Annotated in this window: 17 protein-coding genes; 11 read left to right on the top strand and 6 right to left on the bottom strand. The window is 75.5% G+C overall.

What is annotated here, in order from left to right:
- The first annotated feature begins 8 nt into the window (after positions 1 to 8).
- The 3 genes from D7I43_RS14865 (at position 9) to D7I43_RS14875 (ending at position 3,714) form a co-directional block, all read left to right on the top strand.
- Positions 9 to 1,670, top strand: coding sequence for a S1C family serine protease (locus D7I43_RS14865; RefSeq protein ID WP_120329074.1), 1,662 nt, complete (start codon positions 9 to 11; stop codon positions 1,668 to 1,670).
- A gap of 167 nt (positions 1,671 to 1,837) precedes the next feature.
- Positions 1,838 to 2,509, top strand: coding sequence for a BON domain-containing protein (locus D7I43_RS14870; protein WP_120329075.1), 672 nt, complete (start codon positions 1,838 to 1,840; stop codon positions 2,507 to 2,509).
- 158 nt (positions 2,510 to 2,667) lie between these two features.
- The gene (locus tag D7I43_RS14875; protein ID WP_192902162.1) at positions 2,668 to 3,714 is read left to right on the top strand and encodes a glycosyltransferase family 4 protein; all 1,047 of its coding nucleotides are present in this window, start codon (positions 2,668 to 2,670) and stop codon (positions 3,712 to 3,714) included.
- A gap of 4 nt (positions 3,715 to 3,718) precedes the next feature.
- Here the strand turns inward: D7I43_RS14875 and D7I43_RS14880 are convergent, their stop codons facing one another.
- Positions 3,719 to 5,095, bottom strand: a complete 1,377-nt coding sequence (locus D7I43_RS14880; protein ID WP_240032964.1) for a serine/threonine-protein kinase — start codon at positions 5,093 to 5,095, stop codon at positions 3,719 to 3,721.
- Between the two features lie 233 nt (positions 5,096 to 5,328).
- Here D7I43_RS14880 and D7I43_RS14885 point away from each other — a divergent pair, with 233 nt between their 5' ends.
- From D7I43_RS14885 to D7I43_RS14905, 5 genes are all read left to right on the top strand, one after another.
- The gene (locus tag D7I43_RS14885) at positions 5,329 to 6,159 is read left to right on the top strand and encodes a patatin-like phospholipase family protein (protein WP_120329078.1); all 831 of its coding nucleotides are present in this window, start codon (positions 5,329 to 5,331) and stop codon (positions 6,157 to 6,159) included.
- The gene (locus D7I43_RS14890; RefSeq protein WP_120329079.1) at positions 6,159 to 7,196 is read left to right on the top strand and encodes a 1-acyl-sn-glycerol-3-phosphate acyltransferase; all 1,038 of its coding nucleotides are present in this window, start codon (positions 6,159 to 6,161) and stop codon (positions 7,194 to 7,196) included. Before D7I43_RS14885 ends, D7I43_RS14890 begins: the two co-directional genes overlap by 1 nt.
- 9 nt (positions 7,197 to 7,205) lie before the next feature.
- Positions 7,206 to 7,526 (top strand): divalent-cation tolerance protein CutA, encoded by a 321-nt coding sequence (cutA, locus tag D7I43_RS14895; RefSeq protein ID WP_120329080.1) that lies wholly within the window; start codon positions 7,206 to 7,208, stop codon positions 7,524 to 7,526.
- Positions 7,527 to 7,574: 48 nt separating this feature from the next.
- Complete coding sequence (locus D7I43_RS14900; RefSeq protein WP_120329081.1) at positions 7,575 to 11,372, top strand: SCO7613 C-terminal domain-containing membrane protein; 3,798 nt, start codon at positions 7,575 to 7,577, stop codon at positions 11,370 to 11,372.
- A 133-nt stretch (positions 11,373 to 11,505) separates the two neighbouring features.
- Complete coding sequence (locus D7I43_RS14905; RefSeq protein WP_192902163.1) at positions 11,506 to 12,555, top strand: fatty acid desaturase family protein; 1,050 nt, start codon at positions 11,506 to 11,508, stop codon at positions 12,553 to 12,555.
- 62 nt (positions 12,556 to 12,617) lie between these two features.
- On the opposite strand, the gene D7I43_RS14910 is transcribed toward D7I43_RS14905, so the two are convergent.
- Positions 12,618 to 13,391 carry a hypothetical protein gene (locus tag D7I43_RS14910; protein ID WP_120329083.1) on the bottom strand — a complete coding sequence of 258 codons (774 nt, stop codon included), beginning with the start codon at positions 13,389 to 13,391 and terminating at the stop codon, positions 12,618 to 12,620.
- A 228-nt stretch (positions 13,392 to 13,619) separates the two neighbouring features.
- Here D7I43_RS14910 and D7I43_RS14915 point away from each other — a divergent pair, with 228 nt between their 5' ends.
- Entirely contained in the window at positions 13,620 to 13,913 is a 294-nt protein-coding gene (locus D7I43_RS14915) for a 4a-hydroxytetrahydrobiopterin dehydratase (protein ID WP_120329084.1), read from the top strand.
- A complete protein-coding gene (locus D7I43_RS14920) occupies positions 13,910 to 15,061 on the top strand; it encodes an FHA domain-containing protein (RefSeq protein ID WP_120329085.1) in 1,152 nt (383 codons plus the stop codon). The genes D7I43_RS14915 and D7I43_RS14920 overlap by 4 nt, the downstream gene beginning before the upstream one ends.
- Before the next feature lie 173 nt (positions 15,062 to 15,234).
- Here D7I43_RS14920 and rocD read toward each other — a convergent pair whose 3' ends face one another.
- The 3 genes from rocD to D7I43_RS14935 all read right to left on the bottom strand — a co-directional run bounded on the left by rocD (position 15,235) and on the right by D7I43_RS14935 (position 18,784).
- The gene (rocD, locus tag D7I43_RS14925) at positions 15,235 to 16,449 is read right to left on the bottom strand and encodes an ornithine--oxo-acid transaminase (protein WP_192902164.1); all 1,215 of its coding nucleotides are present in this window, start codon (positions 16,447 to 16,449) and stop codon (positions 15,235 to 15,237) included.
- On the bottom strand, positions 16,449 to 17,264 hold the full coding sequence (ddaH, locus tag D7I43_RS14930; protein ID WP_192902165.1) for a dimethylargininase: 816 nt from the start codon (positions 17,262 to 17,264) through the stop codon (positions 16,449 to 16,451). Before ddaH ends, rocD begins: the two co-directional genes overlap by 1 nt.
- Before the next feature lie 632 nt (positions 17,265 to 17,896).
- Positions 17,897 to 18,784 (bottom strand): DMT family transporter, encoded by an 888-nt coding sequence (locus tag D7I43_RS14935; RefSeq protein WP_240032965.1) that lies wholly within the window; start codon positions 18,782 to 18,784, stop codon positions 17,897 to 17,899.
- Between the two features lie 309 nt (positions 18,785 to 19,093).
- Between D7I43_RS14935 and D7I43_RS14940 the strand changes: the two genes are divergently transcribed.
- Complete coding sequence (locus tag D7I43_RS14940) at positions 19,094 to 19,903, top strand: Fpg/Nei family DNA glycosylase (RefSeq protein ID WP_120329140.1); 810 nt, start codon at positions 19,094 to 19,096, stop codon at positions 19,901 to 19,903.
- 108 nt (positions 19,904 to 20,011) lie between these two features.
- Here D7I43_RS14940 and D7I43_RS14945 read toward each other — a convergent pair whose 3' ends face one another.
- Positions 20,012 to 20,851 (bottom strand): helix-turn-helix domain-containing protein, encoded by an 840-nt coding sequence (locus D7I43_RS14945; RefSeq protein ID WP_120329087.1) that lies wholly within the window; start codon positions 20,849 to 20,851, stop codon positions 20,012 to 20,014.
- Positions 20,852 to 20,882: the final 31 nt, after the last annotated feature.

The raw sequence follows: 20,882 nt of genomic DNA on the forward strand, positions 1-20,882 counted from the left end.
GTGGTGACATGACCGAGTACGAGTCCGACCCGCAGCACCGGCCGGCCCCCGCCGACGCCGAGCCGTCGCACCCCACCGCCGAGCTGCCGCGCGGGGAGCGCGCGCAGTCCGACTCGGCGACCACCCAGCCGGTCGCCCCGCACACCGACCAGACTCCGGCCGGCTCCGCCACCACGGAGCCCGCGCGCACCGACGCGCCCGCCCCCGGCCCGGACGCCGACGCCACCACGCCGATGGCGGCGGTCCCCGGCGCCGACGCCACCAGGACGATGCCGACGGTGTCCGAGGCCGACGCCACCACGCCGATGGCGGCGACGCCCAGCGCCGAGCCGACCGTCCCGGTGGCCACCACGACCGCGGGCTACCAGCCGCCCGCGGGCGCTCCGGCCTACGCCGGCCCGCAGGTCCCCAGCCAGCCGGCACCCCAGGCTCCGGGCCAGCCGGCCCCCGGGGGGTACGCGCACGGCGCCTACGCGGGCGGCCACTGGTACCAGAACCAGCACACCGGCTGGACCGGCGGGGGTCAGCCGGGTGCCGGGACGCATCCGTACGGGCAGCAGCCGCAGCACGCCGGCCAGCCCGTGCCGCCGTGGGCCCCGGCCCAGAGCAACCCGGCCGGACCGCGTCCGGGCCGGATCGCCAAGTTCGCGGGCGCCGGTGTCGCCGTCCTCGCGCTCATGCTGGGCTCCGGTGTCGCCGGCGGGGCGCTCGCCCTCGCCGTGGACGACGGCGGCGGCGTCACCCGCACCTACAGCGCCGCGCCGGTGATCAACAGTGCGGACCTGCCCCGGATCGCCGCCTCCGTGCAGGACAGCGTCGTCTCCATCGCCACCCAGAACGGCGAGGGCTCCGGCGTGATCCTCAGCGACGACGGCTACGTGCTCACCAACAACCACGTGGTCGCCTCGGCCACCGGCGACACCGTCCGCGTGGTCTTCGCCGACGGCAAGAGCGCGACCGCCAGGATCGTCGGCACCGACCCGAAGACGGACCTCGCTGTGGTGCAGGCGCGCGGGGTGAGCGGCCTCAAGCCCGCCACGTTCGGCGACAGCGACGCCATGCAGGTCGGTGACCAGGTGCTGGCCCTCGGCAGCCCGCTGGGTCTGCAGGGTTCGGTGACCGCGGGCATCATCAGCGCCCGGGACCGCACCATCCAGGCCGGCGAGAGCCAGCCGCAGGACATGCGCCAGGGCGCGATCTCCATCTCCGGGCTGCTCCAGACCGACGCCCCGATCAACCCCGGCAACTCGGGCGGTGCGCTGGTCAACACCCGGGGCGAGGTGATCGGCATCAACACCGCCATCGCCACCTCCGGGCAGAGCACCGGCAACATCGGCGTCGGCTTCGCCATCCCCAGCAACAAGGCCAAGGACGTCGCGGCCAAGCTCCAGCGCGGCGAGAAGGTCAGCCACCCGTCGCTCGGGGTCAGCGTGACCGTGGCGGAGGGCGGCGGCGCGCTGGTCGCGTCGGTCACCGAGGGCGGCGCCGCCGAGAAGGCCGGCCTCCAGCGCGGCGACGTCATCACCCGCTTCGGCGACAAGGTGATCACCGACTCGGACGACCTGGTCGGCGCGGTCCAGGCCGGCAAGGTCGGCGACCGGGTGGAGGTGCACTACAAGCGCAACGGCGCCGAGGCGACCACGACCGTCACGCTCGCCGAGACGTCGTGAGCGCCACCTGAACCTGCCTCCTCCCTCCGGCGGCGGGTGACGGGGCCAAGGGGGTTGGCTCCGTCACCCGCCGCCACCTCTTCGCGGACGGCGGTTCACCCGACCCGGGTGAACCGCCGTCACCCGTGCCGGGGACAGGCTGGCGGAACCGGCGAGGGGAGGACGCGATGGGCACGGCAGCCGCCGCCCGCGAGGACCAGCGGATCCAGCAGGACGTCCTGGCCGAGCTGGCCTGGGACCCCGAGGCACAGCCGAACGAGATCGGCGTGAGCGTCGACGAGGGCGTCGTGACCCTGACCGGGTGGGTCGACAGCTCGGCGCGGCGGTGGGCCGCCACACGGTGCGCGCAGCGCGTACGCGGGGTGCGCGCCGTCGCCGACGACATCGAGATACGGCTGCCGGGCAGCCCCGGGGCGACCGACGCCGAGATCGCCCTCGCGGTCAGCCGGGCGCTGGAGTGGGACAGCTACGTCCCCGCCGAGCGGCTGGACGTCACCGTGGCCAACGGCTGGGTGATGCTCCGCGGCGAGGTGGAGTTCGGGTGGCAGCGGCGCACCGCCGAGCGGGAGGTGCGCCGGCTGCGGGGCGTCCGCGGCATCACCAACCTCGTCGACGTACGCCCGCCGGCTCCCACGGACACCGACCGGATGCTCCACGACGTGCGGCGGGCGCTCGGCCGCGCGGTCGGCGCCGGAGGGATCTCGGTCGCGGTGGACGGGGACACGCTGGTGCTCAGCGGCGTGGTCCGCTCGTGGTGGGAACGGGACCAGGCGCAACGGGTGGCGTGGTCGGCGCCGGGCGTGCGGGCGGTGGACGACCAGCTGCTCGTCTTGGAGTGAAGCATCCCGCTTGTCCGGTTTTAGTGGGGCCCGCAAGGGGAAACCGCTGCCACGCGTACCGGAACCGGCGGCCGGCGCGCCGGGGACCAACGGGAGGACTCGTGGCCGTGACCCATCTGACGGCCGACCGGGCGGCCGAACGGCCGCTGCGGGTCGCGATGGTGGTCCCGCCCTGGCTCTCCGTGCCGCCCCCCGGCTACGGCGGGCTGGAGCAGGTCGTCACGGGGCTGGTGGACGCCCTCGTCCGGCGGGGACACACGGTGACGCTGTTCGGCGCCGGCGAGTGGCACGGCACGGCCGCGCAGGACTTCGTCTCCACCGGCCCGGACCTGCAGTTCGCGCGGCTCGGCGAGTCGCTGCCCGAACTGGCCCACCTGGCCCGCGTACGGCACCTCGTCGACGCCGCGGACTTCGACGTCATCCACGACCACACCACGATCGGCCCGCTGGTCGCCGGCCGGCGCAGCGTGCCCACGGTGGCGACCGTGCACGGCAACCCGGTCGGTGAGTACGGCACCGTGCTGAGCGACACCGACCACGGCGTCGGCCTCGTCGCCATCTCCCACGCGCAGCGCCGCCTCAACCCGGCCCTGCCCTGGGTGGGCACCGTGCACAACGCCCTCGACCTGGCGGACATCCCGCAGAAGTCCGCCCCGTCGGCGGGCCCGGTGCTCTGGCTGGCCCGGTTCAGCCCCGACAAGGGGCCCGACGTGGCCATCCGCGCCTGCCGGGCGGCCGGGCTGCCGCTGCTGCTGGCCGGCAAGTGCAACGAACCCGCCGAGCGCCGCTACTACGACGAGGTCGTCGCGCCGCTGCTCGGCGACGACGTCGAGGTGGTGCTCAACGCCGACCGGGACGCCACCCTGCGGATGCTGGTCGGCGCGCGTTGCCTCATCATGCCCATCCAGTGGGAGGAGCCGTTCGGCATGGTGATGGTCGAGGCGATGGCGACCGGCACGCCCGTGGTGGCGCTCGGCCGCGGCGCCGTGCCGGAACTGGTCAGATCCGGGGTCACCGGCCTGGTCTGCGACGGGCCCGAGGACCTGCCCGCCGCGCTGCGGGCCGTCGAACGGCTCGACCCCCGGGACTGCGTGGCGCACGTGGCCGCCAACTTCTCCACGAGCCGGATGGCGCAGGGCTACGAGGCGGTCTACCGGCAGGCCGCCGCGTCCACCCGGGAGCTGACCCGGCTCACCATCCGCTGACCGCTCACAGCCGTGCCGTGCCGAGCGCGGCGATCGCCGAGTCCAGCCGCTCGGCGTACACCGGGCTGATGGCGCCCTCCCGCAGCCGGACCGCGACCTTCTCGCGCAGCCGGGCCACCGGGGGCGCCAGGTTCTCCCGGCCGCCCGTCGCCGACGCGCTCAGGTTGCGCAGTTCGTTGCGGAGGTCCACACCCACGTCGGAGCGGATCTCGCCGGCCGTCAGCCCCGCGTCGATGAGCCCGTCGAGCCGGAACGCCGCCGCCACGAGTCCGGTCGGGGCGGCGTCCGGCGGCTCCACACGGGAGGGTGCGGCCGTCCGCGCCGGCCCGTCGGGAGCCGGCGTGCCGACCACCGCCGGGGCGGCCGTCGTGCGGGCGGGCGACGACTGCGGGGGTGCGGTGCGGTCCAGCGGAAGCGCGGGCACGGCGACGGCCACGGCGACCGCCAGGCCGGCGGGGACCAGCGTCGCCCGCGGAACCCGCCGCCGGGGCGGTGCGCCGGCCGGCGCCGCGGGTCGCGGCGCGGTCGTCACCGGTCGCGGGTCCCGGTGCGGCAGGTGCTCCCGCAGGACGGCGGCGACCTCGCGCGCGGTGGGCCGGGCCGCCGGGTCGCGGGCCAGGCAGCGCAGCGCCGTCCGGGCGACCTCCGCCGGCAGGCCCGGCACCCCCGCCAGCGAGGGCGGGCGGCCCGCCGCGAGCGCCGCGCCCACCTGCTCCCACGTGTCCGCCGGGTACGGCACCCGGCCGGTGAGGGCCGCGTACAGCAGGACCCCCAGCGAGTAGACGTCGGTGGCCGGCTGGGCCGGTGCGCCGTCCAGCCGCTCCGGCGCGACGTACGCGGGCGTGCCGAACGTGGCGCCGTCCTCGTCCTCGTCGGGGGTGCCCACCCGGGCCGCGATGCCGAAGTCGAGCACCTTGGCGCCGGCCGGGGTCATCATCACGTTCGCCGGGGTGATGTCCCGGTGCACGATGCCCAGCCGGTGTGCGGCCGCGAGCGCGTCGGCGACCTGCGCGGCGACGTCCACGGCCTCGGCCCAGGGCAGCGGCCCCTCCGTGAGCCGCAGCTCCAGCTCCTCCCCGGTGAGCAGCTCCATCACGACGAACGACGTGATGGCGCCGTCGGCAGCCACCGTCTCGCCGTAGTCGTGCACCGAGGTGACGTGCGGGTGCACCAGCTGGGCGGCGGCGCGGGCCTCCTCGCGCACCAGGTGCCGGAACCGCGCGTCGGCGGCCAGCGACGGGGCGAGGACCTTGAGCGCCACCAACCGGTCCAGCACCTCGTCGTGGGCCCGCCAGATCACCGACATGCCGCCGACGCCGAGCTGGTCGAGGAGCCGGTACCTGCGGGCGAGCAGCCGGCCGGGATGCAGTGCAGCCGTCACGGTTCGCACCTGCCTCGAAGGTGGGGGCCGTATCAGGTTGCGCGAATGTGTCCGGCGTGTCAACGCTGGTCGCGGGCCGGTCGTGCCGCTGACCGACATCGATCAGGGTGACGCTCCGCAGGCCGCCGGGTCCGGCCGCGCGACCCGGCGGCGGTGCCCGCACGATCCGGCGGCGGAGCCGGCGCGACCCGGCGGCGGAGCCGGCGCGGCGCCGCCGTGCCAGGATGAACGGCATGGCGGGGGGACCGGTGGCGTTCGTGCTCGGCGGCGGCGGCGTGCTCGGCGCGGTCGAGGTGGGCATGCTCCGCGCGCTGTTCCGCGCCGGCATCCGGCCGGACATGGTGCTCGGCACGTCGATCGGGGCGGTCAACGGCGCGCTCGTCGCCGCCGACCCGTCCGAGGCGGTCACCGACCGCCTGGTCCGGCTCTGGGCCTCCCCGGAGGCCAGCGAGGTGTACGGCGACTCGGTCGCCCGGCAGCTGCGCCGGTTCGCCGCCCGTACGCACCTGCACTCGCCCCGCCCGCTGCGCCGGCTGCTGGAGTCGGAGCTGGGGGAGAAGACCACGTTCGAGGACCTGCGGGTGCCGTTCCGGTGCTGCGCCGCGCACATCGAACGGGCCGCCGAGCACTGGTTCGACAGCGGCCCGCTGGTGCCGGCCGTGCTGGCGTCCGCGTCGGTGCCCGGCCTGCTGCCACCCACCGAGATCGACGGCGCGCACTACATCGACGGCGGGATCGTCAACTCGATCCCCATCGGCGAGGCCGTGACCGCCGGCGCCACGCGCATCTTCGTCCTCCAAGTGGGCCGGATCGAACGGGAGCTGTCGCCACCCCGCCGGCCCTGGGAGATCGCCCAGGTCGCCTTCGAGATCGCCCGGCGGCACCGGTTCTTCCGGGAGATGGCGGCGCTGCCCGAGGGAGTCGAGGTGCACGTCCTGCCCACCGGTGGACTCAACCCACGCGACGACACGCCGTGGGCGTACCGGGACATGGCCGCGGTGGGGCGGCGGATCAGCCGCGCGTACACCGCGTCCCGGCGGTACCTGGCGAACCTGGAGCACTGATGCCGCTGCCGCCCCGGTGGCTCCGGCGGGTGCTGCTGGCACCGGCCGTGGTCCTGCTCGCCGTCGTGGTGGTCACCACGCTGCCGGTCTGGGCGCTGGTCGCGGCGGCCCTCTCGCCGCTGGTTCCCGGGCGACTGAGGCCGCTGCGGCTGCTCTGGATCGGCTGCGTCTACCTCGTCTGGGACGCCGCGGCGCTGCTCGCGCTCTTCGGGCTCTGGGTCGGGGCGGGCTTCGGCCTGCGCGTACGTTCGCCGGGCTTCCAGCGCGCCCACTACGTGCTCGCGGGCTGGTTCCTGCGGGTGCTGTTCTGGCAGGCCCGGTGGACGCTGCGGCTCCGCATCGACGTGGCCGGCGCCGACCCGGACACCGCGCAGCCCGGCCGCCCGGAGCTGGTGGTCTGTCGGCACGCCGGTCCCGGCGACTCGTTCATCCTGATCCACGCGCTCGTGAACTGGTTCCGGCGCGAGCCGCGGATCGTGCTGAAGGAGAGCCTCCAGTGGGATCCCGCGATCGACGTGCTGCTCAACCGGCTGCCGAACCGGTTCATCGCCCCCGCGTCCGACGAGGACCGGGGCGCGGCGCTGCTGCGCCAGATCGGGCACCTGGCCAGCGGTCTCGACGACGACGACGCCTTCGTGATCTTCCCAGAGGGCGGCAACTTCACGCCCAAGCGCCGGCTCCGGGCCATCGCCCGGCTCCGCGCGCTCGGGCTGGAGCGGATGGCGCTGCGCGCGGAACGGTTGCGGCACGTGCTCGCACCGCAGCCCGGTGGACTGCTGGCCGCGCTCGACGCCGCCCCGGAGGCCGGGGTCGTCTTCGTGGCACACACCGGCCTCGACCGCATGCTCACCGTGTCCGACGTCTGGCGTGAGCTGCCGATGGACAAGCGGATCGTCATGCGGTTCTGGTCGGTGCCACCGGAGGAGATTCCGGCCGACCGGCAGGAGCGCATCGACTGGCTCTTCGACTGGTGGGCGCGGATCGACGAGTGGATCGCCGCGAACCGCGACGGCGTGGCCGCCGACCCGGCCGCGTAGGGTGCGCTCGTGGACGAGATCAGCGTGGTGACGACCGTGGTGGACGCCCGCGCCGTCGCGGACGGCCTGGCGGCGGCCGCCGTCGGCGACCGGCTCGCCGCCTGCGCCCAGGTGGGCGGGCAGGTGGACAGCACGTACTGGTGGCGCTCCGCGGTGGAGACGAGCACCGAGTGGTCCGTGCAGTTCAAGACCGCCCCCGACCGGGTGGCCGCCCTGGTCGACCAGATCCGCGCCCGCCACCCGTACGAGGTGCCGGAGATCCTGGTGACCCGCGTGGAGTGCGGCGACCCGGCGTACGCGGCGTGGGTGCACGAGCAGACCCGTCCCTGAGTACGCGCACTCTGGTCCGGTGGCCCCGCCACCGTCCACGATGGCGCGGTGGAGAACACCCGTTACCCCTGCCCCGTGTGCCGCGCCCCGGCCGACCTGGTCAGCGGCTGCTCCGGATGCCGACGGCCACCCGACGCGGAGGCCGCCGAGGTCATCCGCCTCGACGCCGAGATCGTCGCGCTCGGCGCGGAACTGGAACGGGCACGCCTCGCGTACGCCGAGGTCGCGGACCGGTTCCAGCGGGCCCGGCAGCGCCGGGCGATGCTGGCGGCGCGGGTACGGTCCCGGGTCGGCCCGGTCGCGCCGGTCCCCGTACGGCGGCCCCCGACCCCGCCCGGCCGCCCCGGACGTCCCGAGACGTCCACGCGTACCGTGCAGGGCCTGCTCTTCGTCCTGGGTGGACTGCTGCTCGGCACGGCCGCGGTGGTCTTCACCGCGGTGGCCTGGGCCGCCGTCGGGGTCGCCGGGCGGGCCCTGATCCTCGCCGCGGTCACCGCCCTCGCCCTGGCCGTGCCGCTCGTCGCCGTACGGCGGGGGCTGCGGGGCACCGCCGAGACCGTGGCCGCGGTGGGCCTGCTGCTGGTGCTGCTCGACGGGTACGCCGCGTGGTCGGTCGACCTGGGCGGCGTGACCGGTTGGCCGGGGACGCGCTACGCCGCGCTGGTCGGGGGAGCCGTGACGGCCGTCGCCGCCGCGTACGGCCGGCTCAGCGGGCTCACCGGACCGTGGTTCGCGGCGCTGGTCGCCGCCCAGCCGGTGCTGCCGCTGCTCGTCGCGGAGGCCCGACCGCCGGCGGCCGGCTGGTCGGCGGTGCTGGTCGGGGTGGCGCTGCTGGACCTCGCGGTCCTGCTCGTGCTCACCCGGCGGTTCGCCGGCGTGCCGTCCGCCCCCGGCGCGGCCGTGCCCTCGGGTCCGGCCCCGGCGGGAGCCGCCGACGTGACCTCCGGCCCGGCCCCGGCGAGGGACACCTCCGAGGCCGTCTCTGCGACCGCCCCCGCGGGGTCGGTCTCGCCGGCGGCCGGTCCCACACCGGGGGACGCGGCCGGCGCCACCAGCACCGTCCGGCCGGCGGTCACGGCGGCGCGGGTGCTGGCCTGGACCGCCTTCGGCGTCGCGCTGCTGGCCGCCGCCGGGTACGCGCTGGAGCCGCTGGCCCTCGGTCGGGTGGCCGGCACGCCCCTCCTGGCGGGACTGCCGCTGCTGCTCGTGACGCTCACCCTGGCCGGCGCGGCGGTGCTCACCGGCGACCGGACGTTCCGCCAGGTCGCCAACGGGCTGCTCGTGCCGGTCCTCGCCGTCGCGCTGCTGCGCCCCGTGGGTGAGCTGCGCCCGTCCCTGCTGCTGCTCGCCACCGCCCTGGTCGTCACCGCCCTGGCGGGAGTCGTGATGCTGCTCCCGCACGGCTGGCGTACCGGTCCACGCATCGCGGCGCTCGCCGTCACGTCGAGCGTGGCGGTGTCGGGCGGCGTGCTCACGGGGCTCCTGGCGCTCGCCACCGCCGGCCGGTCGCTGCCGCCGTGGCGCGGTGCGGCACCGGGACCGGACCTCGACTGGGGCTGGCAACTGCCGGTCGCCGTGGCACTGAGCGTGGCGGCGGTGGGGGTGCTCGCCCCGCGCGCCGCGCGGCCGGTCGCCGCCCCGGTCGGTCTGGCGCTGGCCGTGCTCGCGCTGCCGGCGGCCTGGCCCGCCTCCTGGCCGGCGGTGCTCGCCGCCGACCTGGCGGGCGCCGTGGTGCTGTTGGCCGTGCTGCTGCGGCCCGTCGCGCGCTCCGCCGCACCACCGTCCCGCGAGCCGGCGGCGGCCTCGGCCGGGTCGTCGGGTGGTACGCCGGGTGGGCTGCCCGCGACGGTTCCGCCGTCCGGCGGTGTGTCGGGCGGGCTGCGGGTCATGGCCCCGCCGTCCGGCGGTGTGTCCGGTGCGGTGCCGGTCACGGCCCTCGCGGTGGCCGCCCTGCTCGGGCACGCGGTGCTCGTGGGGATGGCGCGGCCGGCGGGTGCGCTCGCCGCCCTTGGGGCGGTCCTCGTGCTCGGCGCGGCGCTGGCCCTGCTCGGCGGCCGGGCGTCCGTCGTGCCGCGCCCGGTCGCCGGGTGCGCCCTGGTCGCCGCCCTCCTCACGCTGCCGGTGGGCGCCACCGTCGCGCTGATCGCCGGTGGCGCGTCCCCCGGGTGGCAGGCACGGGCCGCGCTGGCCGCCGTGGGGCCGCTGCTCGGTGCGCTGCACCTGACCCGCCGCCACCGGCCCGAACTGGGCGGCTACGCCGCCGTCGCGCTCGCCGCCGCCGCGGCGGGCACCGGCCTCGCGCCCGTGCTGCCGTCCGTCGGTGAGCCGCTGGCGCTGTACGCCGCGCTGGCCGTGCTGCCGCTCGCGGTCGGCCTGCCGGTGTCCGTGGGGCGTGGTCGCGGCCCCGGGGTCGTTGCCGCCGCCCGCCGGCGGGACGCGGGTCCGGTCCTGCCGGCGGGCGGCGCCGTGGCGCTCCCCGTGACCGGAGCCGTCCTGCTGACCGTGGCCGTCGCGGCCGCCGCCCCGGAGGTGCTGCGGGCGCTCCTCGTCCCGTACGGCCGGGCGGTCCCCGCCTGGTCCGGGGCGCCGGTCGCCGAACCCGCGCCGGCCGCGCTGCCGGCCGGCGTGGCCCTCGCACTGCTGGCGCTCGCCGTGGCGGTCGCCGGTCGGACCGCCCGGTTCCCCCGGGCGGCGATCCTGCTCGCGGCGCTCCCGTTCGCCGGGGCGGTGCCACCGTTGCTGCTGCTCGCGGCGGGTGCGCCCTGGCCCGTGGGCCCGTCCGTCACGCTGCTCGGCGGCGTGGCGGCGCTGCTGGCCGCGGCCCTGGTCAGCCCACGTCCCCTGCTCCTCCCGGTCACCGTGCCCGTGGGACTGGCGCTCGCCACGGCCGGCATGGCGGGGCTCACCGCCACCCGGGCCGGAACGCTGGCCGGCCTCGGCGTGCTGCTGGTGGCGGCGGTGGTGGCCGCCGCGACCGGGCGGCGCGGCGAGACACGGGTCGTCGGCTGCCTGGCGGCGGTCGGGGCGGCCACCGGGCTCGCGGTCACCGCGCCGCTCGCGGCCGGGCTGCCGTTGGCTGACGCGGCGTTCGCCGTGCTCGTCGTGGCCGCGCTGACCCTGGCCGTGGCCGCGCTCACCGCCCGACCGGCGCCGGGCACCGAGGTGCCCACCGCGCGGGGGCCGCTCCTCCGGTCGGTGCTGGACGCCGCGGCCCAGGCGGTGGCGCTCGTCGCGTTCCTGCTCACCGCCGACGCGCTCCGGCCGGCGGCGGCGGTCTGCGTCCTCTGGGGCGCCGCCGTCGGCCTACGCCTGCTGCGGGGCGGCGAGCCGGCCGGCCGGCGCTGGGCCTTCGCCGCCGTCGCCGGTGGCAGCGAGCTGCTCGGCGCCTGGCTGCTGCTGGCCTCCGGCCGGGTGGTGCTGCTGGAGGCGTACACCCTGCCGGCGGCGGCGCTCGCCCTCGGCGCGGGTCTCGTGGCGCTGCGCACCCGGCCGGGGCTGACGAGCTGGCTCGCGCTCGGCCCGGGCCTCGGCGCGGCGCTGCTGCCGAGCCTGGTCTCGATCCTGGTGGCCGCCGACCCGCAGCCGTGGCGACGACTGCTGCTCGGCGCCGGCGCGTTGGTCGCCGTGCTGGCCGGCGCCGTCCGCCGCTGGCAGGCACCGGTGCTGCTCGGTGGGGTGAGCCTGGCGCTGCTCGCCCTGCACGAGCTGGCCCGCAGCTGGGACCTGCTGCCACGGTGGATCTTCCTGGCCGTCGGCGGGCTCGCGCTGATCACGCTCGCGGCCACGTACGAACGCCGCCGGCGGGACCTGCACCGGCTCCGGGCCGTGGTGAGCCGGATGAGCTGACGGTCGGGGGTAGGGCGGTCCCTACCACCGATCCGGGGGTTGCCAGGGTTACTCAGCGCAACGGATCTCTGGAGACTCGATGACGGGGGTCGAGCCGTACGGCCGGCCGGACGTCGAGGAAACGGAGGCGGGCATGGTGCTCGCAGCGGTGGCGGATCCGCCGGTACGGCGGGGGAGTGACTACGCACAGTTGTCGCGGCGGATCAGTCAGGCCGGGCTGCTGGAGCGGCGGCCCGGCTGGTACGCCGTCCGGGTCGCGCTCACCCTGGGGGTCTTCCTGGCCGGGTGGGTCGCCGTCCTCGCGGTCGGTGACTCGTGGTGGCAGCCGCTGCTGGCGGTCGGGCTCGCGGTGGCGACCACGCAGGTGGCGTTCCTCGGTCACGACGCCGGGCACCGGCAGATGTTCCGCCGGCGCGGCCCGAGCGAGGCCGTCGGCATGATCGCGGGCAACCTCGCGGTCGGCCTCAGCTACGGCTGGTGGGTCGACAAGCACAACCGGCACCACGCCAACCCCAACCACGAGGACGAGGATCCGGACGTGGGCGCCGGCGCGCTGGTGTGGACGTACGAGCAGGCGCGGGGCACCCGGGGATTCGGCCGGTGGCTGGCGCGGCGGCAGGCGTACCTGTTCTTCCCGATGCTGCTGCTCGAAGGGCTCAACCTGCACGTGGCGAGCGTGCGGGCGATCGTCGGCCGGGGGCCCGACGGCCGCTTCGGTACGCCGATGCGGCACCGGGGGATCGAGGCGCTGCTGCTCGGCGCGCACACCGCCGGCTACGTGGCGATCCTGCTGCTGGCCATGTCGCCCGGGAAGGCGCTGCTCTTCGCCGCCGTCCACCAGGGACTGTGGGGGCTCTACATGGGCTGCTCGTTCGCCCCGAACCACAAGGGCATGCCGATGCCGACCGCCGAGGACGAGCTGGACTTCCTGCGCAAGCAGGTGCTCACCTCGCGCAACGTCCGGGGCGGCTGGTTGGTCGACGTGGCGCTCGGCGGGCTGAACTACCAGATCGAGCACCACCTGTTCCCGAACATGCCGCGGGGGAACCTGCGCCGCGCCCAGCCGATCGTGCGGGCCTACTGCGCCGAGCGCGGCATCCCGTACGCCGAGACCGGGCTCGTCGACTCGTACCGGCAGGCGCTCGCCCACCTGCACGAGGTGGGTCGCCCGCTACGGGGCTGAGACGGGACGCGCACGGGGGCGGCGCCGACCGGCGCCGCCCCCGTGGGATATCAGGGCTCGGGTCAGTTGCCGCCGCCCAGGATCTTCGCCAGCTCGGCCGGAGCCTCCTGCACCTCGCTCGCCGGGGGCTTCTTGACCTCCACGTCCGTGCCGAAGTCGGAGTACGTGGTGACCATATTGCCCAGCGAGGCGTGCAGCACGCTGGCGTCGATGACGAACTCGACGAGCCGGCCCTCGCCGTCCACCTTCGCGGTGAACGGGACGGCCTTCGCCTTGTCGCCGAGGGCCTTGATGTCCTGGTCGTTCGGCTGGCTACGGGTGTAGTCGAGGGTGCCCTCGAACGTGCCGTCACCGGTGCGCTTGACGTCGACGATGCCCGTCACGAGCTTGTTGGCGCCCGCCGGGTCGTCCTTCGTGATGACCGCCAGCTGGCCGCCCCCGCTGAGCGCGGACGTGTCGAGGTGCATCCACTTGTCGGACGAGCCGCTGGAGAGACCACTGATCTTCATGTAGGTGTCGTCGCCGATGGTGACGACCTGGAACTTGCCCTGGCCGCCCACCTCCATCGTCATGTCGGCCGCCATCTTCTTCGGGTCCAGGACACCGCTGGCCGTCATGGCGGACGACTCGAGCTTCATGCGTACGCTCTGCTCGTTGAGCTTCTTCGCGGCGGCGAGCAACTCGTCGCGCGGTTCCGCGGCAGCGGTCGTGGCCGCTGCCGAGGTGCCGTCGGCGGCCGGAGCGTCCGCATCCGTCTGGTTGCCGCAACCGGCCAGACCGAGTCCGAGCGCTGCGACGAGCGCGACCCCCGTGGTCGCCAGCCGTCGGGATTTCATCAGGGATTACTCCTCGTGTTGGTGGGGTCGGGCGACGACGTCAGTCGATTCCGACCAGGCCGTCCGGCAGCCTAGCGAATACCGTCCACTGCCGCGTCGGTCGCCCACCACGGCGTGGCGTGCGGGCGGCCGGCGCGAGTCGTCCGCGGGCCACGGCGGCAGGCCGCCGCGACACGGGCCGCGGCGGGCACCACCTGCCCCTGACCCCGCCACCGGTAGGGTCTTCCCATGGCAGACGTGCTCACCGCGGAGGCGGTGGAACAGGAGCTGGGTGGGCTGGCCGGGTGGTCGGGAGACCCGAGCGGGATCAGCCGTACGGTGGAGCTGGCCAGCTTCCCCGACGCCATCGCGGTGGTGGACCGGGTCGCCGTGGTCGCGGAGGAACTCGACCACCACCCCGACATCGACATCCGGTGGCGGACCCTCACGTTCCGGTGCGTCACCCACTCGGCCGGCGGTGTCACGGTACGTGACCTCGCGTTGGCCCGTCGGATCGACGAGATCGTTCGGAGTGCCCGATGAGATTCGAGATCAGCAAGGTGCTGGACGCCATCGAGGGGCGGGTCTGCACCGACCCGTCGCTGGCGCGGGCCGTGGTCGACCTGGCCGAGGTGATCCGCTACCAGGACATCGACGGCGGGCGGCCGGCGAGCCTGCTCCGGCTCGGCATGGTCATCGACGCCCTCTCGCGGCAGTTGGAGGAGGACGGCGTCCAGGTCTACGCCGTGGTGCACCGAGCCTTGCTCTCCGACGCCGACCTCACCTCGAACGAGCGGATGGTGATCCGCCGGTGGGCCGACGACGGGCTCGTCGAGGTGCTCGACAACCCCGGCGACCGGATCGTCGAGGTCGCCGACCTGCTCGGCGTGCCGGTGCTCAGCAGGAGGCGCTTCGACGGGCTGCGCGGGCGCTTCCCGTGGGTCGCCGAGGAGCCGGGACGCGTGCTCGCACCGGTGCCCGGTGCCGGCGGGCCGGCCCTCGTCGCGCACGTCGGCGGGGGCGACAAGCCCGTGTCCGGCGCCCGGTCCGCGGCGGGAGCGAAACTGCTGGCCCGCCAGTGGAGGTGCCCGGAGGCCGGCTGCGCGCTCTTCGGCGGCGGCGGTGGGGGTGGCGCCTTCGCCGACCTGGCCCGGGTGCAGCGCAGCCCGGCCGCGCAGGCACCACCCACCCTGCGCGGTGGCGTGCCGACCTGCCCCCGGCACGGGACCCGGCTGAGTGACGCGGGGCCGCGACCGCGTACGGAGGTGCTGGCCGTGCGGATCGGCGGACTGGTCCGGCGCCGGTTCGTCGTCAGTGAGGAGCAGCCGGTGCTGGTCGGCCGGGCGCCCGAGGGCGACGGTGGGATCATGCTCGGCCAGTGGCTCAACGACGAGGCGCGCCGCTGGATCAGCCGCAACCACCTCCGGTTGGAGCTGCGGGTCGGCGAGGTGATCGTCACCGACATCAGCACCAACGGCTCCGGCATCCGGCCCGGCGGCTCGCTGGCCGAGGGGGACCGCATCGCGCTCGCCCCCAAGCAGTCCCGGGTGCTCGCCGAGAACGACATGGTGGAGCTCTACCCCGGGGTGCAGGTCGGCCGGGCCGAGGAACTGCCCACCGACGCGACCTTCACCCCCGCCTCCGTGATGGCGGAGGCCCCCACGATGGCCATGCGGCTGCCCCGCCCCTGACCCGACCACCCCCGCCCGGGCCCGGTCCCGGGCGGGCCGGGCCGGGGCGGCTCTGGTCCGGTGATCATGAAGTTACTGCCGCGACACGCCGTCGTGCCGGCCGATAACTTCATGATCGACGGGCGGATCCGGGCCTGGGTCGGGGCCGGGTCGGGTCGGGTCGGGGCAGGCGGTCAGGCGGTCAGGATGGCGGCCAGCTGGGTTACGGCGTGGTCGATCTCCTCCTCGGTGACCACCAGGGGCGGCGCGAGGCGGATGGTCGAACCGTGCGTGTCCTTGGCGAGCACGCCACGCTCGGCGAGCCGCTCGCACGCCTCCCGGCCGGTCATCAGCGCCGGATCGATGTCCAGGCCGGCCCAGAGCCCACGGCCCCGCACGGCGACCAGGCCCTTCCCGATCAGCTCGCGGAGACGGGCGTGCAGCCGGGCGCCCAGCTCGGCGGACCGGCGCTGGAACTCGCCGGTGGCGAGCATCCGTACGACCTCGACGGCCACCGCGCAGGCGAGCGGGTTGCCGCCGAACGTGGAACCGTGCTGGCCGGGCTTGAGGACACCGAGCACGTCGGCGTTCGCCACCACCGCGGACACCGGCACGATGCCCCCGCCCAGCGCCTTGCCGAGCAGGTACATGTCCGGCGTGACACCCTCGTGGTCGCAGGCGAAGGTCGCACCCGTACGGCCGAGGCCGGACTGGATCTCGTCGGCGATGAAGAGCACGTTGCGCTCGGTGCAGACGGCGCGTACGCCGGGCAGGTAGCCCTCGGGCGGCACCACCACGCCCTGCTCGCCCTGGATCGGTTCGAGAAGCACGGCCACGGTGTTCTCGTCGATGGCGGCGGTCAGCGCGTCGAGGTCGCCGTACGGGACCACGGTGAAGCCCGGAGTGTACGGGCCGAAGTCGGCGCGGGCGTCCTCGTCGGTCGAGAAGCTCACGATGGTGGTCGTACGCCCGTGGAAGTTGCCCTCGGCGACCACGATGTTGGCCTGGCCGGCCGGTACGCCCTTGACCTGGTAGCCCCACTTGCGGGCCACCTTGATCCCCGTCTCCACCGCCTCGGCGCCGGTGTTCATCGGCAGGACCATGTCCTTGCCGCAGAGTTCGGCCAGCTCGCGGCAGAAGTCCGCGAACTGGTCGTGGATGAACGCGCGGCTGGTGAGGGTGAGCCGGTCGAGCTGCGCGTGCGCCGCGGCGATCAGCGTCGGGTGGCGGTGGCCGAAGTTGAGCGCCGAGTAGCCGGCGAGGAAGTCGAGGTAGCGCCGGCCGTCGACGTCGGTCAGCCAGGCGCCCTCCGCCGACGAGATCACCACCGGCAGCGGGTGGTAGTTGTGGGCGGTCCAGCGTTCCGCGTCCCGGACGGCGCCCGGCGTCCGCAGCATGTCGTCGACGATCACTTGCTTGCCCTTCCCTGTCGGAGTCGCAACGTGCAGCACTTCGGTCCGCCGCCGGCCTTACGCAGCTCGGACAGGTCGACACCGATGGTCTCGTAGCCCCGGTCGCGCAGCTGGGCGGCCAGGTCGGTGGCCTGCGCGGGCAGCACCACGTGCCGGCCGTCGCTGACCGCGTTGAGGCCGAGCACCTCGGCGTCGGCCATGGTGGCGTGCACGGCGTCGGGGAAGAGCCGGCGCAGCACCGCCTGGCTGCCGGGGGAGAACGCCTCCGGCAGGTACGCCACCGTGCGCTCGTCGAGCACGGTCAGGGCGGTGTCCAGGTGGTAGAAGCGCGGGTCCACCAGCTGCATGGTGATCACCGGGTAGCCGAAGACCTCCTGCAACTGGGCGTGCGAGGCGTGCGCGGTACGGAAGCCCGTGCCGGCGAGCAGCAGGTCGCCGACCAGCAGCACGTCGCCCTCGCCCTCGTTGACGTGCTTCGGGTCGTACAGCTCGAAGCCGGCGGCCTCGAACCAGGCCCGGTACGCGGGAGCCTCGTCGGCGCGCTGCGGGTCGCGGAACTGCACCGCCATCGCCTTGCCGTCGATCACCGTGCCGCCGTTGGCCGCGAACACCATGTCGGGCAGGCCCGGCACCGGAGCGATCTCCTCGACGGTGTGGCCCAGGTCCCGGTAGACCTGCCGCAGCTGCTCCCACTGGCGGATCGCCAGCTCCGTGTCGACGGGCGCGGTCGGATCCATCCACGGGTTGATCGCGTAGTCCACGGCGAAGTACGTCGGCCGGCACATGAGGAAGTGCTGGCGGGTGGCGTCCATCGTCATCTGTCCTGCTCCCACGGGTCGGGCGCGCCCGGCCACCGTCGGCCCACGGGCTGGCGCCGTGGTTCAACCGTATTCGGCACAACCCGGCGGGATCCACCGCAGGAAGTTGCACGGAGCAGTCGTTCGTTGCGTCTGAGGCCGACAGGAAGGCGATTCGTTGCGTGCCGCGCTGTCCTGGGCGCTCACCGACGGATCGCGCGCCGGGCTGCCCACGCGGAGCGGCTCCGGACTGCCCACGGGCCGGCCGGCGGCGGCACGGGCCACGATCGCGCTGGATCCGCGATCGTGCTGGATCCGCGACTGCGCGGGACCCATGATCGCGCTGGACCCATGATCGTGCTGGATCGTGGAAGTAGTGGCCTCGGTCGCGCCGGGAGGGCACTACTTCCTGGAAGTAGCGGGTGTCAGCGGCGTCCCCCCGCGGCGCGGCGGCGTCCCCCGCACGCGGCGTCCCCTGGCACGGCGGCGTTCCTCGCGGGCGCGGCCCGGGCCCGGACACACATCAGGGGCGGCGAACCGCCGCCCCTGAACCTGTGTCGCCCGGCTGGTGAACCACCAGACTGGTCGGGCTCGCCGGTGCACCACCGGCGCTGCCGGCGCACCGCCGGCGAGCCGCACAGTGCCCGTCAGAGCCGATCCACAAACTGTGAATCAAGCCACTCGCGGAACCGCTGCACCCAGTCGCCGTCGGTCGTGGGCCAGTCGAACTGACCCGTCATCGCGAGCACGCCGAGCACCACGGCCGCGAGGCCGAACCCCACACCGAGCAGCGCGTCCGTCGTACCCGCGACGTGCCGACGCCGGGTCGCGACGAGGCCGAGCACGGCGAGGACCGCGCCGATCGCGCCGAGCCCGATGCCGTAGCCGGCGAGGGTGCCGGTCAGCACGAAGAGGGCCCCGGCGATCCCGAGGACGAGTCCGAGGGTGGCGAGCAGACTGGTCCGCGGCCTGGGGCCGGGCGCCGCAGGCCCTACCGTCTCGTCCCGCTCCGTGACCGGCGCGACGGCACGGTCGCGGTCGAGGTCCCGGTCGACGGGACGCTCGAGGGTCGCGTCCGGGTCGGGCCGCCGCTCGCCCAGCTCGGGACGCACCGTGGCGGCCCGGGCCACGGCGGCCCGGTCGGCGGCCCTCCGGTCGGCGCCCAGGGTCGTGCCGTCGCCCCGGTCGGCGTCCGCGGGCCTGCGGTCGGCCACGCGGCGATCGGCGTCCACGGGCGTGCGATCGCCCCGGTCGGCGTCCACGGTCGTGCGGTCGCCCGCGCGCCGGTCGGCGTCCGCGACATCGGCCGCGCGTCGGTCGGCCGTCGTGACCCGCCCGCCGGTCGCCGCGGCGCCGCTGCGGTACGTCGTCCGGTCGGCGTCCCGGTCGGCGACCGTCGGGCCGCCCGCGAGGGAGCCGTCCGGCGTCCGATCCGGGTCGGCGTCCCGGGTGTGGCGGCCGTCGGCACGGCCGTCGAGGTTCTCGTCCCGCGTCGCCGGGTCCGACCGGCGGGACAGCGAAGGAATCTTGACCACAACACACCTCCTGTCGAATGCGTGGGGGCCGGTGGAACGGGGTGGCTGCCACGCGGTATCCACTACCGGTACCCAGCCGTGTGTTTCCCGACACACAGGACGTCGGCGTGCGGCCTCCCGGGCGACGCCGCGCGGCCTGGCCCTGGCTGCGCCGGCACCGGCACCGGCACCGGCCCGGCCTTGGCTGCCTGGGCACGCCGGTTCCCGCCCGGTTCCGGGAACGCCCGCCGGCACGCCGGTTCCCGCCCGATCCCGGGAACGCCCGCCGGCACGCCGGTTCCGGCCCGGTCGTGGCTACGCTTGCTGGTCGTGCCAGAGGGACACACCATCCACCGCCTCGCGGCCCGCCACGCCGAACTGTTCGCCGGTGACAAGGTGCACGCCGCCAGCCCGCAGGGCCGCTTCGCGGAGGGCGCCGCCCGGCTCACCGGCACCGTGCTGGAGGCCACCGAGGCGTACGGCAAGCACCTGCTGCACCACCACGCCGGCGAGCTGACCCTGCACGTGCACCTCGGGCTCTACGGCAAGGTCACCGACGGCACCGGCGAGCCGCCCGAGCCGGTGGGCCAGGTGCGGCTGCGGCTGACCAGCGACCGGTACTGGCTGGACCTGCGCGGCCCGGCCGCGTGCGAGGTGCTCACCCCACCGGAGGTGGCGGCGTTGTGGGCCCGGCTCGGCCCCGACCCGCTGCGCGCCGACGCCGACCCCGACCGGGCGTACGCCCGGATCTCGCGCAGCGCCACACCGCTCGCCGCGCTCCTGCTCGACCAGTCGGTGGTGGCCGGCACCGGGCTGATCTTCGTGACAGAGGCGCTGTTCCGTGCCGGCCTCTCGCCGACGCTGCCCGGTCGCGGGCTGGACCGGGCCGGCTGGGACCGGATCTGGGCCGACCTGGTCGACCTCATGACCCGGGCCGTGCGGCAGGGCCGCATCGACACGGTCCGCGACGAGCACCTTCCGGAGGCGATGGGCCGGCCACCGCGGGTCGACCGGCACGGCGGCGAGGTGTACGTCTACCGCCGCGCGGGCGCGCCCTGCCACGTCTGCGGCACCGCGGTCAGCCGGGGCGCGCTGGCGGGCCGCAACCTCTACTGGTGCGCCACCTGCCAGCCCGGCTGACGCGGCAGCAGTCGCAGTCAGGGATGCCGCGAGCGTCCCGAGGGGGACGGGCGAGGTCACCGGGTACGGGAGCCGGCCGACCCGGCACGCCCCCGCGCCGCGGCCCCGTCAGCTCACCGCGCGGAGGATGCCCCCGGACTGGTGGCGCAGCCGCTCCACGGCCTGCGCCGTCGACTCGTCGGCCGGGAGCAGCACGACCAGCTCCTGAGCGTCGGTGCTCGGCAGTTCCAGCCGCTCCCGGTGCCAGCGGAACTCGTGCCCGTCGGGGTGGCGCAGCCGCAGCGGCACCTGCGGCGGGGGCAGGTGGCGGTGGAGCCGTCGGGTGAACTCCGGCCCGGCGACGGGCGCGAGCGTGGCCCGGAACCACTCGGACGTCTCCGCCGAGGGCCCGAGCCACAGGTCGAAGACCTGCTCGTCGGCCACCTGGTCCCAGTCGGGCAGGAACGCGCGGGCGCGCGGATCGGTGAAGACGTAGGTCGTGAGGTTCGGCATCTCCGCGTCGAGCAGTCCGGTCCCGCGCATGACCAGCTCGAACCCGCTGGTGTACGCGAGCACGTCGCCCAGGCGGTTGGTGACGAACGCGATCCCGGGTTCGAGCAGCCGGAGGGTGGCCAGCACGGTCGGCCGGACGTCGCGGTTGGGCGGTGCCGGCGGCCGGTGCCCGGGGCAGGCGCCGCCGGTGATCTTCGCGAGGTAACGCAGGTGGTGGCGTTCCCCGGCGTCGAGGCTGAGGGCGTCCGCGAGAGCGTTCAGCACGGCCGGGGACGGATTGCGGTCGCGTCCCTGCTCGATGCGGGTGAGGTACTCGACGCTGATCCCGGCGCGCATCGCCAGCTCGGTGCGTCGCAGGCCCGGGGCACGGCGCCGGCCGTGATCGGGCAGCCCGAACGACTCGGGCTGGAGGCTGTCGCGTTTGGCGCGGACGAAGTCGCCCAACGGCGTGCTCATGCCGGGAAGTCTAGGCAGCCGCGAACGGCGT

It is taken from the genome of Micromonospora globbae (genome assembly GCF_003610785.1).
Taxonomy (GTDB): Bacteria; Actinomycetota; Actinomycetes; order Mycobacteriales; family Micromonosporaceae; genus Micromonospora; species Micromonospora globbae.

Bases quoted from the DNA above. Each gene is read 5' to 3' on its own strand.
- D7I43_RS14865 (WP_120329074.1), top strand. From the start codon at position 9: ATGACCGAGTACGAGTCCGACCCGCAGCACCGGCCGGCCCCCGCCGAC.
- D7I43_RS14870 (WP_120329075.1), top strand. From the start codon at position 1,838: ATGGGCACGGCAGCCGCCGCCCGCGAGGACCAGCGGATCCAGCAGGAC.
- D7I43_RS14875 (WP_192902162.1), top strand. From the start codon at position 2,668: ATGGTGGTCCCGCCCTGGCTCTCCGTGCCGCCCCCCGGCTACGGCGGG.
- D7I43_RS14885 (WP_120329078.1), top strand. From the start codon at position 5,329: ATGGCGGGGGGACCGGTGGCGTTCGTGCTCGGCGGCGGCGGCGTGCTC.
- D7I43_RS14890 (WP_120329079.1), top strand. From the start codon at position 6,159: ATGCCGCTGCCGCCCCGGTGGCTCCGGCGGGTGCTGCTGGCACCGGCC.
- D7I43_RS14905 (WP_192902163.1), top strand. From the start codon at position 11,506: ATGGTGCTCGCAGCGGTGGCGGATCCGCCGGTACGGCGGGGGAGTGAC.
- D7I43_RS14910 (WP_120329083.1), bottom strand. From the start codon at position 13,391: ATGAAATCCCGACGGCTGGCGACCACGGGGGTCGCGCTCGTCGCAGCG.
- D7I43_RS14915 (WP_120329084.1), top strand. From the start codon at position 13,620: ATGGCAGACGTGCTCACCGCGGAGGCGGTGGAACAGGAGCTGGGTGGG.
- D7I43_RS14920 (WP_120329085.1), top strand. From the start codon at position 13,910: ATGAGATTCGAGATCAGCAAGGTGCTGGACGCCATCGAGGGGCGGGTC.
- ddaH (WP_192902165.1), bottom strand. From the start codon at position 17,264: ATGGACGCCACCCGCCAGCACTTCCTCATGTGCCGGCCGACGTACTTC.
- D7I43_RS14945 (WP_120329087.1), bottom strand. From the start codon at position 20,851: ATGAGCACGCCGTTGGGCGACTTCGTCCGCGCCAAACGCGACAGCCTC.